The 13551-nt window shown below is 47.6% G+C and carries 13 protein-coding genes; 8 read left to right on the top strand and 5 right to left on the bottom strand.

The window, feature by feature from the left end:
• The first annotated feature begins 144 nt into the window (after nt 1-144).
• On the top strand, nt 145-1311 hold the full coding sequence (locus BM359_RS10075) for a GGDEF domain-containing protein (protein WP_054490084.1): 1167 nt from the start codon (nt 145-147) through the stop codon (nt 1309-1311).
• Between the two features lie 9 nt (nt 1312-1320).
• On the opposite strand, the gene BM359_RS10070 is transcribed toward BM359_RS10075, so the two are convergent.
• On the bottom strand, nt 1321-2568 hold the full coding sequence (locus BM359_RS10070; RefSeq protein WP_054490086.1) for an AMP-binding protein: 1248 nt from the start codon (nt 2566-2568) through the stop codon (nt 1321-1323).
• Between the two features lies 1 nt (nt 2569).
• Nucleotides 2570-2947, bottom strand: a complete 378-nt coding sequence (gene pyp / locus BM359_RS10065; RefSeq protein ID WP_054490088.1) for a photoactive yellow protein — start codon at nt 2945-2947, stop codon at nt 2570-2572.
• A gap of 140 nt (nt 2948-3087) precedes the next feature.
• Between pyp and BM359_RS10060 the strand changes: the two genes are divergently transcribed.
• Nucleotides 3088-3678 carry a TetR/AcrR family transcriptional regulator gene (locus BM359_RS10060; protein ID WP_054490090.1) on the top strand — a complete coding sequence of 197 codons (591 nt, stop codon included), beginning with the start codon at nt 3088-3090 and terminating at the stop codon, nt 3676-3678.
• Here the strand turns inward: BM359_RS10060 and BM359_RS10055 are convergent.
• Nucleotides 3662-4849 carry a cyanate transporter gene (locus tag BM359_RS10055; RefSeq protein ID WP_234972491.1) on the bottom strand — a complete coding sequence of 396 codons (1188 nt, stop codon included), beginning with the start codon at nt 4847-4849 and terminating at the stop codon, nt 3662-3664. The two genes, BM359_RS10060 and BM359_RS10055, sit on opposite strands and share 17 nt — an antisense overlap.
• A 136-nt stretch (nt 4850-4985) precedes the next feature.
• Here BM359_RS10055 and gmk point away from each other — a divergent pair, with 136 nt between their 5' ends.
• From gmk to BM359_RS10035, 4 genes are all read left to right on the top strand, one after another.
• Nucleotides 4986-5621, top strand: coding sequence for a guanylate kinase (gene gmk, locus BM359_RS10050; protein WP_054490094.1), 636 nt, complete (start codon nt 4986-4988; stop codon nt 5619-5621).
• Between the two features lie 66 nt (nt 5622-5687).
• Nucleotides 5688-5957 carry a DNA-directed RNA polymerase subunit omega gene (gene rpoZ, locus BM359_RS10045; protein WP_011235607.1) on the top strand — a complete coding sequence of 90 codons (270 nt, stop codon included), beginning with the start codon at nt 5688-5690 and terminating at the stop codon, nt 5955-5957.
• A 103-nt stretch (nt 5958-6060) separates the two neighbouring features.
• Nucleotides 6061-8166, top strand: a complete 2106-nt coding sequence (gene spoT / locus BM359_RS10040; protein ID WP_054490095.1) for a bifunctional GTP diphosphokinase/guanosine-3',5'-bis pyrophosphate 3'-pyrophosphohydrolase — start codon at nt 6061-6063, stop codon at nt 8164-8166.
• Nucleotide 8167: 1 nt separating this feature from the next.
• The gene (locus BM359_RS10035; protein WP_054490097.1) at nt 8168-8560 is read left to right on the top strand and encodes a RidA family protein; all 393 of its coding nucleotides are present in this window, start codon (nt 8168-8170) and stop codon (nt 8558-8560) included.
• 1 nt (nt 8561) lies between these two features.
• On the opposite strand, the gene BM359_RS10030 is transcribed toward BM359_RS10035, so the two are convergent.
• Entirely contained in the window at nt 8562-9902 is a 1341-nt protein-coding gene (locus BM359_RS10030) for a Na+/H+ antiporter NhaC family protein (protein ID WP_054490099.1), read from the bottom strand.
• A gap of 121 nt (nt 9903-10023) precedes the next feature.
• On the opposite strand from BM359_RS10030, the gene BM359_RS10025 reads away from it, so the two are divergent.
• On the top strand, nt 10024-11553 hold the full coding sequence (locus BM359_RS10025; RefSeq protein WP_054490101.1) for a bifunctional GNAT family N-acetyltransferase/carbon-nitrogen hydrolase family protein: 1530 nt from the start codon (nt 10024-10026) through the stop codon (nt 11551-11553).
• A 3-nt stretch (nt 11554-11556) separates the two neighbouring features.
• On the opposite strand, the gene BM359_RS10020 is transcribed toward BM359_RS10025, so the two are convergent.
• Entirely contained in the window at nt 11557-12765 is a 1209-nt protein-coding gene (locus BM359_RS10020; RefSeq protein WP_054490104.1) for an EAL and HDOD domain-containing protein, read from the bottom strand.
• A 96-nt stretch (nt 12766-12861) separates the two neighbouring features.
• Between BM359_RS10020 and trmH the strand changes: the two genes are divergently transcribed.
• A complete protein-coding gene (trmH, locus tag BM359_RS10015; protein WP_054490106.1) occupies nt 12862-13542 on the top strand; it encodes a tRNA (guanosine(18)-2'-O)-methyltransferase TrmH in 681 nt (226 codons plus the stop codon).
• Nucleotides 13543-13551: the final 9 nt, after the last annotated feature.

Here is a 13551-nt window from a genome sequence, read left to right as displayed (position 1 = left end):
CTGTTTTTTCTAAGATTTATTTATATATAGACTACTCAGAAAGATTTGTAATGGGTCACTTTGTATTAATTTGCTGTTTAGTTTCTGGCCACTGCGGTATTATGAGCACTGTTGTTGCAGTAGATAAAAAGTGACTTAGTCGTTATGAATACTGATAAAAGCCGCGTGAATTTAGAGCTCTTAGCAAATGCTGTTCCAGGCGCTCTTTACCAACTTGAACGTTCGCCAGACGGGGAATTAAAATTTAACTATGTGAGCCAGGGCGTGGAAGCTATTTTCGGATGTTCCGCCGAGGCATTGAGTCACGATATTAATTTGCTCAGCAACATTATCCACCCCGATGACTTACAGTCGGTACTGAAAAGTATGCACGACTCCGCCCGTTACAAATACCGCTGGATAAAAGAATACCGTGTGATTAGAAACGGTAAAGAAGCCTGGATATACGGACACGCGGTAACGATTCAACAAGATGACGGCAGCACCTTGTGGAATGGGCAAATGCTCGACATTACCGAACGAAAAATGCTGGAACTGAAAGCTGAAGAGAACCAGCGGAATTTAATGTTAGCTGAACGAGTCGGGGGACTGGGTCATTGGCAGCTGGATTTAAAAACCGGGTTGTCTAAATGGTCCGATACTATGTACGACTTACATGGTCTGAATAAAGCAAAAACCAAACCGTCTTTAGCATTGGTTATGGATAAGACCCACCCGGAAGACAGACAAGCGCTGACTGAAGCTATTGAAGCGGTTAAGCAGTCGGGTGCGCGGGACGTGGAGCATCGCATCATGTTAGCGGACGGCGAAATTCGATGGTTACGGGAATCTGGTATTTACCGGACGAATGACAATGGTCAGGACATTATTTTTGGCACCACTCAGGATATTACCGACTACAAAGAACTTGAATTGAAGTTACGACAAACGGGGGGCAGCGATGAGAACACGGGGTTTTACAATCGGCGCCTTATGCTGCAGTCATTGCAACGCCGCTTTAGTCTATTTCAGGCGCATTCCGAATACCAATATTACGTTCTTGTTGTAAAAGTGGCTGATGATGTTGCGACGTTAAAAGCGACAAGCCATATATTGCGTAATAGCATTCGTGACTACGACATTCCGGGTAGCTTAGGGAATGGCCTCATTGTTGTGCTTATGTCGACTCTTTCTGCTGATCGTAATAATGAGTGTCTGAACGCTGTTCGGGAGCAGTTAACACAACAGAATGTAAAGCATAAAATTGCTTTGGAATGTGCCCAGGTAACGGATCTACGCTTTGACGATGTACTCGTCAGAGCGCTGCATTAATTGAGTCGCTTAACGTTTATCGATAGCCCAGTCACAGGCCTTGCCCATGGTATTAAGCGGTAACTGCTTACCAAAGCTGATGTGCTGAGGGACTTCGGCCGCAAGTAAACGTTCACTTAGCCAGTTTTTTAGACTTTGCTCAGTCATGGCGTTTTCAGAATGCCTTTGTAAAACAATAAACGCCTTTAAGCCTGTTCCTTCGTCCGCTACGAGTGGCCTGACAGTGGCATCAGCAATATCAGGGTGCTGGCGTAGACAATCAGCAACATGGTCGGGAAATACATTGGTTCCCCGTATTGAAATAGCTTTATCAACACGCCCTTTAATCTGAAATTCACTGTCGTTTTTCCAAGCTGCGCTATCCGGTAAATCAAAGGTTAATAGCGTTTGTCTGTCGACGATACACTGCGGATTGCTGTCGTGGCTGCGCCAGCGGGGAAGCAGACGATAATTATCTTCTGGCTCGCTGCGATAACCCACACCTGCGGTTTCTGAACTACCGTAAACCTCGACAGTTCTTGCGGCACCCATAGAGTAGAGCTGATGCAATGTGCCCGGTGGGCAGTGGCCCGTTGAACTCATAAAAAGCACTCCCGGCGGTAATGGCGGGATCTCTGTGGAAAGCTGAGTCAATAACTCGGGGAAGCCAACAACGATATCGCCGGCACGCAAGCCGCCATTGCGAACATGGCTATAGGCTTTGAACCCTCTTATAACAGGAATATCGACGAGATTAGGTAATAACACAGTAAACAAGAAGCCATAAATATGATGGCTGGGCACCAGGGCGACCACTCTGTTAGGCGATATGTCGTATTCATTATTAAAAATACGGATAAACGAATTCGCTTCTTCAACCAAAGTGCTCCAGGAGTGCTCACAAGCTTTAGGCTGCCCGGTAGTGCCAGAAGTCGTTACGGTTAAATTTTGAGAGTGAACTTGTCGTGACTTAAGCACCACTTCAGCCCATTCGGACAGACTGTGACGACGTAAGAGGTAGTCCTCAACTCCGCTGTCTCCCATGTGGAAAAACTGGACAACCCGCCCGGCCAGAGCAAGCCTCTCCAGTGAGTCTACCGCAACAGCTTCGTCGCCATCGTCTTTTGTGACCTGGTTTTTCGATATCAAATAATCGTCTTCGTGCCACTGACGTCGCTTCCAGTGCTCGCTTTCAGCCGGGCGCATTCTCGAGAGCTCATCGGCGATAAGATCGCCGATGACAGTTACAATGAAGTGGTGATTAAGTGAGATTGTCACGTTATAGCCGCTTAACAAACACCCAGTAGGTATCCCCGGTCAGAGCTTTTTTCATGTGAACTTTGACCTTAGTCGGTTTCATTTCATAGTCAAAAACGTACTCGAACATGGTGTTCAAGTCGCCATTTTTTACGCCCTCATCGAAGCGGCCTTTAAACTCAGGGCTGTTGGTACAAGGCGCAACTTCCTTGAAAAAGTTTTTACCAACAACAGCCCCCGGGTCGCGACCTGTAATATCGCCTTCAGCGGCATTGTACTGAATGATTTTTCCACTGCCGTCGAGCTGAATCGCACCAAACGCAATGTCGTTTAATTTGTCATCTGACATTTTCGCCAGAGTATTTTCAATATCATCGGAACCGAACTGAACAATTTCCATAGTGTTACCTTTATTTGTAATGTTTCTTCTAATAGTCGCTCCCGAAACCTTTGGATCATAATTCTTAACACTTCTTAAAGTGAAATTAGGAACAAGCAGGTCTATACTTGCTTGCAGGTCAATAATTAAGGATAAAGAAAATGCCCAGAACGCCTAAATTTCACCGGGAAACAGCGCTTAACAATGCGCTCAAGCTTTTCTGGCGCAAGGGATATCATGCGACCTCGATGAAAGACATCGAAGAAGAAATGGACATGAGGCCAGGAAGTATTTACGCCGCCTTTGGTAACAAGGAAGCGTTATTTAAAGAGACACTGGAAAAGTACGCTGTGCTTGCGACGGAAGAGTTTGAACAGACATTGGCTCAAACTTCGTCTATTTTGCAGGGTATAAGCTTGTACCTTCGCAATATAGCGGTAATGACGTCTAGTGAGTCGCCGACGAAGGCCTGCATGTTAGTGAAAACTTTGCTTGAGTTCACTCCGGAAGACAAGGCGTTTAGTGAACCTGCCAAAGCTTATCTGGACGAGTTTGAGCGCGGCTTCACCGATGCTTTCAAACTGGCGCAGCAGCGTGGAGAAATTGGTCGGGCTCAGTCTCCCGAACGTCTTGGTCGCTTGTTGCAAACGAATGTTATTGGATTGCGCACCATGGCGGGACGAGGTGTACCTCAGCAGCAGCTAGAGACTTTGGCCGACGACATTATTGCGAGAATCATTCCCGCAAGTTAAATAACCCATTGTAGTCTTTGGGGTTAAAACGCCAGGTTATAAGCAAAATTAATAAGCCAACAATGATGTGTAATTGCCAGCCTAAACTGTAGTTGCCTGAAACATCTCTGAACCATCCGGTTAAAAGCGGCATGAGGCTGGCAAACATAAAGCCTATACCTTGCATAAAGGAAACCAGACGTCCGGCCTGCACGGGGTTATCGATATGGTCCAGTGCCATAACAATGCACAGCGGAAAAGCGCCACCTAAACCAAAACCGCACAGAGCGGACCATAACCACGGAGCCGCTGTCGGAAACCAACTGAGCCCGGCAAACCCCACCATTTGGGTGATAACCGCTAGCATTAGCCAAAAGCGCCTGTCTTGTGTTCGAGATAAAGCCGGCAACAATAAAGCCCCAATAACCTGAACTAAAGAAAACAGTGCCAGTAAATTTCCGGCTTTTTGTGCTGGCCAGTCAAATTCTGCGTAAAAAGGCGCTATCCAGGCAATGAACCCTGCATAACCTGCATTAACCAGGGCAAAGTAAATACCGAGCAGCCATGCCCGTGGATAACGATGAGCGCGCAGTAGCAGGTGTCTTGGAGGGATGCTGGCTACCGGAACCCGGTTAAAAGGGAGGTACCAAATGACGAGTACCAGTAAGGCCAACAGAGACCAGCTTCCCAGAGCCTGGAATCGTTCAGGCAGTAAGTTTGCAGCCCAGGGGGTGGCAACAGCGCCGAGTGCAGCACCGCCCATCAGTGCAGCAGACCAAAGACCGGTGACCATACCTAAGCGGTTCAGGTATTTTTGCTTGGTTAGCTCAGGGATCACAATATGAAGCAGTGCAATACCAACCCCTCCAACCAGGGCACTACTGATTAAGCTTATATTTGTCGGCTCAAATAAGCGTACTAGCAGGCCTGCGCAAAGCACAAGAAGACCAAGACCTATGCCCTGCTTATAACCTAATGCTGTCGTTACCCGGCCAGCGAATAACGCCATTAAACCAATCATTAAAATGGGCAGTGTGGTCAGTAGCGAAACTTCACTAAAAGACAGTTTGGTAATGCTTTGCAGTTCGTCGGTAAGAGGCCCTACCGAGGTTAGCAGTGGGCGTAGATTGAGCCCCAGCAATACCAGAACCAACAGGCCGAAAAAGAGGGGAAGTTTTGATGGTTTCGCCACAGGCGCTGATGAAGTCTGCAAATTAGTACCGCTGCTGCGTAAAAGCCATACTCTACTCAATTTTCATCGCGGTGTGAAACCGTGTTATTATTTCGCGCCAACAGTGATCGTCCGTTTCTTAAAAAGAGAACCCGTTATGACCGCGTCTCCGGTGTTAGGGAATTTGTTTATCATTGCGGCCCCCAGTGGCGCAGGCAAGTCGAGCCTGATACGGGCTTTGTTGGAAAAACACCCCGATCAATCCATGCAGGTATCTGTATCGTCCACCACGCGTGCTCCGCGCCCGGGTGAAGTGCAGGGCGTCCACTACCATTTTCTCAATACCGACGAGTTTGAACAGCGTATTGATGCGGGTGAGTTTTATGAATGGGCACGTGTGTTCGGCAATTATTATGGAACCTCTCGTAAAGTCGTCGAGTCCTTATTGGCAGAGGGTAAAGACGTTTTCCTCGATATTGACTGGCAGGGCGCGCAACAAGTTCGTGAACACCACCCCGATGTTCGTTCGGTTTTTATTGTCCCCCCCAGCCTGGAAATTCTGGAAGAAAGGTTGCGATTTCGAGGTCAGGATTCCGACGAAGTTATTGCCGAGCGTATGGCAAAAGCTCAGGCGGAAATGTCGCATTATCATGAGTTTGACTACTTACTGGTAAACGATGACTTTGATAATACTCTAGCATCGCTGGAGCATATTGTTTTTGCCCAACGACATAAAATGCCGCACCAACAAGTAAGATATTCAAAGGTATTGAAGGAATTGCTTGGATCATAGGGCTTAATTCCGTATAATTCTTAGCCTTTCGAAAAATACGACTCACGCTTTATTTGGAGTAAAACCATGGCTCGCGTAACTGTAGAAGATGCTGTAGACCGTGTTGGTAACCGTTTTGATTTAATTTTGTTAGCTTCACGCCGCGCGCGTCAGTTGGCTAATGGTAAAGAGCCATTAGTTGAAACAAAGAACGAAAAGCCAACTGTTATTGCTTTGCGTGAAATAGAGCAAGGTCTTATCGACAACGAACGTCTGGACATCGAAGATCAAGCCGCTCAAAAGCAGCAAGACGCTGAAGAACTGCGTGCCGTAGATGCGCTGCGCGGTATCGAATAAAAATTTCTATTCGCCAACGGCATCAATGCCGTTGGCAATTCTATCAAATCCCCTTATTCTGAAAGTATATTCATAAGTCCGGTGTGACCCGGGGAGTTATCTGGTGTACTTATTTGAAGGCTTAAAGGCTCAAGTTAGTGAGTATCTTCCATCTGAGCAGGTGGAGCGTATTCGTGATGCCTTTGTTGTAGCAAATGAAGCCCATAGTTCGCAAAAACGTAGCAGTGGTGAACCTTATATTACTCACCCGGTTGCCGTAGCCAGTTTGCTTGCGGATATGAAGCTGGATTGTGAAACACTCATGGCTGCCTTACTGCATGACGTGATTGAAGATACTGAAACCAGCCGGGAAGACCTGGCCGAGCGCTTTGGCGCAACGGTTGCCAGTCTGGTCGAGGGGGTTTCTAAACTGGATAAACTTCAGTTTAACTCTAAAGAAGAAGCTCAGGCCGAAAACTATCGCAAGATGATTATGGCGATGGTGCAGGATATTCGGGTTATTCTGATTAAACTGGCTGACCGCACCCATAACATGCGCACTATTCAGCACCTCCGCCCCGATAAACGTCGTCGCATTGCCCGCGAAACCTTAGAAATTTATGCGCCGTTAGCGCACCGTCTGGGTATGCACGATATTAAAAACGAGCTGGAGCAATTGGGCTTTTGGGCGCTGTATCCCTGGCGTGGGAAGTTGCTGGAATCGGAAGTTAAACGGGCACGGGGTAATCGACGCGAGTTTACTGAGCGTGTACAGAGCGAAATCAACTCCCGGCTTGAAGGCAATAATATTAAAGCGCGGGTGTCCGGCCGTGAAAAGCATCTGCACAGTATTTACCGCAAAATGCAGGCCAAAGAAGTTAAGTTTGAACAGGTTATGGATATCTATGCTTTCCGCGTCATTGTCGACAGTGTGGATACCTGCTACCGGGTTCTTGGCGCGCTGCACAATTTGTATAAACCCATTGAGACGCGGTTTAAAGATTACATTGCAATTCCTAAGTCAAATGGCTATCAGTCGCTGCATACCTCTTTAAAAGGACCACACGGGGTACCAGTAGAAATTCAGATCCGCACCGAAGAAATGGATCTTATGGCCGACAGGGGTGTCGCGGCACATTGGATGTACAAAAAATCTGATGACTCCAGTACTACCGCTCAGGTGCGCGCCCGTAAGTGGATGCAGAGTCTGTTAGAGCTGCAGCAAAGTGCCGGTAACTCTTTTGAGTTTATTGAAAGCGTCAAATCTGACCTGTTCCCCGATGAAATATACGTATTCAGCCCTGACGGGCGTATTACCGAGTTGCCTCAGGGGGCAACAGCGGTAGACTTTGCTTACGCGGTTCATACCGATGTTGGTAACACCTGTATTGGAGCGAGAGTTAATCATCGTACTTATTCGTTAAGCAAGCCGCTGGAAACCGGACAAACGGTTGAGATAAAAACCGCACCGAATTCTCGGCCCAATATTGCCTGGCTCAACTTTGTGGTAACGGGCAAGGCCCGCGCTAAAATTCGTCAGTACCTGAAAAGTCAGGAAGCTGACGAAGCGCAACAGCTAGGTGAGCGTTTGCTGCGTTCCGCCTTAGGCCAGGTGAGTTACGACGAGATACCAGAGTCGGAATTTAACCGGGTGCTGCAGGAAACAAAAATGGATACCCGTGAGAACCTGCTGAAGCAAATTGGCTTAGGTAACATGATGTCGATTGCCATTGCGAAGCGTTTACTGGGCGATTTACAACCGATAAAAGATGATAATGCATCGCAAAAAAGCCTCTCGATTAAAGGAGCTGAAGGTCTTCTGGTAAGCTTCGCGAAGTGCTGCCGACCTATTCCTGGCGATGATATTATTGCCCATGTCAGCCCGGGTAAAGGTTTGGTTATTCATCGTCGTGAGTGTAAAAACGTTCGCGGACATGAAGACGATCCCGGTCGTTACTTCCCGGTTGAGTGGGATAACAAACCCGACGCCGAGTTTATTTCTGAGATTCGCATTGAAATTGTTAACAATCAGGGTGTGCTGGCCAAGTTAACCTCGTCAATTGCCACCACGGGTTGTAATATTGATGGTCTGCAGACCGAAGAAATTGACGCCAACATTTATTTCATTGATGTGGCTTTAACCATAAAAAACCGTAAGCACTTAGCGGATGTGATACGTCACATTCGTAAAATGCCGGATGTTCAGCGCGTGACGCGCTTAAGGAAGTAATATGTCTAAAGTAATTATTTCAACGGATAAAGCGCCTGCTGCCATCGGCACTTATTCGCAAGCAGTAAAAATTGGCACGACCGTTTATCTTTCCGGGCAAATTCCGCTGGTTCCTGAAACTATGGAGCTTGTCAGTGAAGACTTCACGGCTCAGGCGGAGCAGGTGTTTAAAAACCTGACTGCAGTTTGTGAAGCATCCGGTGGTGAATTACAGGATATGATCAAGGTTCAGATTTACCTGACCGACCTGGGTCAGTTCGCTATTGTGAACGAAGTGATGGCAAAACATTTCAGACAGCCGTATCCAGCTCGCGCGGCTATCGGCGTAAAACAATTACCGAAAGGCGCGCAGATTGAAATTGACGGCATTATGGAACTGCCCAGCACCAACTAATTTAGGCTGACTCTGGTGTCGGCTCTCTGTCCTCCAGAGGTCGGCGCCAGATGATAATGGCAATAGCCACTGCTGCCAGAATAAAGCAATAACCGGTATGCAAACTGACTGACAGTGGGGATATTTTAAAGCTGGCCCCCATTAGCAGTGCTTGCGCCCCATACGGCAACGCACCTTGTACAACACAAGCAAAAATATCTAATAAGCTGGCGCTTTGTCGTGGTGCTAAGTTACCCACTTTGGCCAAACGCTTGCTGACTTCACCGGCTAACAGAATACTGACGGTGTTGTTGGCAACACAGAAATTGGTCAGCGCGGTCAGTGCGGCAACGCCAATGGCGGAGGCTCGTTGCTTGTGTTTACTCACTTTGTTGGCTGCACGTTCGACAAAAGCGGCTAAGAAAGCCAGCCCGCCCTGCTGACGGATTAGCGCTGATAAGCCACCAATGAGTAACGACAGCAGGAAAATTTCCTGCATGCTGCCAAAGCCTTCGTAAATATCCTGACTGAAAGCAACCCATTCATAGTCGACCGTGAACATGCCAAAAGCAGCGGCTAAGACAATACCAAGGCCTAATACGGCAAAAACGTTAAGCCCCATTACCGCCAGTACAATAATGGCGAAGTAAGGCAGTGACAGCCAGAGGTTAGCTTCCGGGATCTCCAGAGGCACCTGACTGGTATCGTAAGTGATCAGCCAAATAACGGTGAAAATAGCCGCCGGTATCGCGATTTTTAAGTTAGCGCGGAATTTATCGCGCATGGTACAGCCCTGTGTGCGAGTTGCTGCAATGGTAGTGTCAGAGATGATGGATAAGTTGTCACCAAACATCGCGCCGCTAACCAGCACTCCGGCCAGCAATGGCAGACTGATATCGGTTGCTTCACCAATACCCAGAACGACCGGCGCCAGTGCCGCCAAGGTACCCATTGAGGTGCCCATAGCTGTGGAGATAACGCCCGCTATGATGAATAGCCCGGGTAGCAGAAATGATGGAGGGATAATGTTTAAACCTAAAGCCACCATGGCATCTACACCGCCGGTTGCTTCTGCGACCGTGGAAAAGGCACCGGCCAATAAGTAGATTAAACACATGGTAATGATGTTGTTGTCGCCGACACCACCGACGAAGGTTTCAATACGTTCTTCAAAAGCCTGTTTGCTGAGCAGTATACCCAGCACTATTGCCGGTAAAATAGCCACCGGGCTGGGCAGTTGATAAAACGCGTACTCTACGCCTTCGCTTTGAAAATACAGCCCTGTTCCTAAGAACAAAACTAAGAATAACGCTAGAGGTAACAGCGCCTTAGCGCTAGCCGGTTGTGGCGAAGCATCTGTCATGTGTCAGCCTTTTATTTTTATTTGGACGTCCAGAAGTTTATACAGCTAATTATCCTGATGCAACCTTATTCCAATTACGTGTAGACTGTCGGTAAAGTTGTTTTAGATCAGGATAGAGATAATGAGCCCGGATGAACTGCATTTGCAAATACGAAATTTGCGCCTGGAAGATTACGAACAGTTGAAAGCGTTAATGGATGCGGTCTATAAAGATATAGGCGGCTCCTGGAGTCAGTTTACGATAGAAAAGCTGATAAAAGATTTCTCGGAAGGCCAGTTTTGTCTGGAGGACAATGGACGCATTGTCGGGGTCGCCTTGACCGTAAAAGTTGAGTACACCAAGTTCTCTAACCCCCACACCTACGACGACTTAATTGGTCACAGAGAAGCCATTCTTAATAATAAGAAAGGCGATGCGCTCTATGGCCTGGATGTTTTAATTCACCCTGAATACCGGGGTTACAGACTGGGCCGCCGTTTGTACGATGCGCGTAAAGAGCTTTGTCGACAGGCGAACCTGAGGGCTATTCTGGCAGGCGGTCGTATCGTCAATTACTATAAGTACTCTAACGAACTGACGCCAAGCCAATATTTGGATAAGGTGCAGCGCCGTGAAATTTATGATCCCATTCTGACTTTTCAGCTGGCCAACGACTTTAGCGTAAAACGCCTGCTGGGTAAGTATTTACCCGAGGACGAGAAGTCGCGCGGCTTTGCGACTTTGCTGGAATGGAATAACTTTCTGTACGAGCCATCGGATAACATTCTCACCACCCGTATTCAAAACGTACGCGTGGGGGCCGTGCAGTGGCAAATGCGCTCGGTTGAGTCGGTAGAAGAGCTGCTGAAGCAGGTGGAATACTTTGTTGATGCTTTGTCGGGTTATCAAAGTGACTTTGCTGTCTTTCCGGAGTTTTTCAACGCACCGTTAATGGGGCTGACTGACCAGAGCCAGCAAATGGATGCGATTCGTTTTCTGGCTGGGTACACCGATCTGTTTAAGCGTGAAATGTCGCAAATGGCGGTCAGTTACAACGTCAATATCATTACTGGCTCTATGCCGCTTCAGGATGGCGATACAATTTATAACGTGTCGTATTTATGCCGTCGCGATGGCTCGGTGGAAGAGCAGTATAAGTTGCATATTACGCCACACGAAAAACGCGACTGGGTTATTGAAGGCGGCAACGAAGTCAAAGTTTTTGATACCGACGCCGGACGCATTGGTATTTTGATTTGCTATGACGTCGAGTTTCCTGAGCTTGGCCGCATAATGGCCGATGAGGGTTTGGAAATTCTGTTTGTGCCGTTCTGGACGGACACCCGCAATGCCTATTTGCGCGTACGCCATTGCGCTCAGGCTCGCGCGGTAGAGAACGAATGCTATGTGGTGATTTGTGGCAGTGTGGGTAACTTACCTGAAGTAGAAAGTCTGGACGTGCAATATGCACAGTCAGCTGTGTTCTCACCGTCTGACTTTGCTTTCCCGCATGACGCAATTATGTCGGAAACGACACCGAACACCGAAATGCTGATGTTTTCTGACTTAAACCTGGATGAGCTGCGTTATTTGCATCACGAAGGGTCGGTAACGAATAAAAAAGACCGTCGAACGGACATCTATGAGGTATCGCGTAAGCTTATAGGTTAAGGTTCAAAATAGCGCTAAACGGCACCATTGGCTGGCATCGATATAAAGCTGCCCAATATCGGTGCCGTTTAATTTTTGTTTTAAAGGGTGCTTATCCAGAGCATCCCACTCGCCGCGCTCATAGAGCTCCGTCATTTGAAGTAGATAGCCCCATACGCCTTCGCGAGTTTTCAGCGCCTTTGTTATTTCTGAAGAAAGTGGCAGTTGTTTGAGAACATCATCCATCGATACCCCCAGTATAATATCCAGTAACGAAAGCATACCGGCTAGGAAAGCACTGGAGCGGTGTTTTTCATTGAGAATTTCGACCGTGACTAACTCCATAAAACGAGCCCGGGTCACTGACTTAATGGTCAGCTCTTCAGGTTGCCCTGCCGAGACATTGGCTAACACCACCAAGGTAACAAAGCGGCGAATTTCGGCGTCGCCTAAATAGACTAAAGCGTGCTGAATGTTTTCTATTTTCTTACGGCCGCCGTAAAGCGCGCTGTTCACCAGTTTCAGTAAGCTGTATGTCAGCGACAAGTCCTGCTCGATGATCTGCCTTATGGTATTTAAGTCGAGTTCTTTTTTATGAACCTCAGATAACAAGGTGAGCATACTAATGCGGTTAGGTGACAGTGACTTTTGCTGCACAACTTGTGGTTTCTCAAAGAAGAATCCCTGGAAATAGTCGAACCCTAACTCCAGGCAGCGCTCAAACTCGTCGTGAGTCTCAACCCGTTCGGCTAAAAGAGGAATTCCCTTTTCTTTGAAGAACCGAATTTTACTTTCGAGGTTTAAGCCCTGCTCCTGAATATCAACTTTCACCATGTTGATCATCGGAATAACCGGATCCCACTGCCCGTCAAAGTCGTGATCGTCTAACGCAATGCGGTAGCCTTTCGACGTAGTGCTGCTGCAGGCTTCAAGTAAAGGTGCATCAACGCCAACAGTCTCCAGCAGCTCCACCCATACCGTTCGGGCATTTAAAAAAGAAGGGAAGTCGTTTAACAAAGTGCGGGCATGGAAATTAATAAACGCCTGCTTTCCCATGCACAGCGTCTGAATATCACCCAGTAAGTGCTGCTCCAGAAGCAATTTGGAGGTTGCCTCATTTGGGTCAATATTAGGAAAACTGTTGGAGTTGCTGTCGCGGAAAAGCAGCTCATAACCATAGACTTTTTGATCTCTGGTGAGTATCGGTTGCCGGGCAATATAGGAGTACGACATTATTATTCTTGTCTTCCTTGATGAAGCATAGGGTTAGTTCTGACCGATTCTCTCGGGTATACTGCTTATATCTAGTCCTATTTTTATAAAAAAGCAATGAGTCCTGAACGATATCAACGAATTAACCAGATGCTGGACAAACGCCAGCCAGACCTGACCGTTGTCATGGAGAACGTGCATAAAAACCATAATTTATCTGCGGTGGTTCGCTCGGCAGATGCGATAGGCGTCCATGAAATGCACGCGATATGGCTGACCAAAAAGGCGAGGTTGTCCGGCGGAACTGCTTTAGGAAGCCAGAATTGGGTAAAAATTCACAATCATAAAACCATTGGTGAAGCGTTGGAGGCAACTCAGGGACAAGGTATGCAGGTGGTGGTGACTCACTTGTCAGAACACTCTGTAGACTTCCGTGAGGTCGATTACACCAAGCCGACCGCTATTTTACTGGGTCAGGAAAAATATGGCGTAACCGATGAGGCGCTGGATATTGCTGATCATCATGTGATGATTCCTATGGTGGGCATGGTACAGTCACTGAATGTTTCTGTAGCTGGCGCAGTGATGTTGTATGAAGCGCAACGTCAGCGTGAACTGGCTGGTTTGTACGATAAAACGCACGTGAGTGCCGAAGAACGACACCGAGTGCTGTTTGAAGGCGGTCATCCGATTTATGCCAAGGCATGCAAGCGTAAGAATATGCCTTATCCGGAGTTGGATGAAAATGGACAAATTGTCGCGAACGAAGCCTGGTGGCTGGCGATGCGTGCAAGATAAGGAGTAAAG

This window comes from Idiomarina abyssalis, from assembly GCF_900116625.1.
Classification (GTDB): Bacteria; Pseudomonadota; Gammaproteobacteria; order Enterobacterales; family Alteromonadaceae; genus Idiomarina; species Idiomarina abyssalis.
Note: the sequence above shows the minus strand (reverse complement) of the source record. Positions and strands in the feature narration are given on the sequence as shown.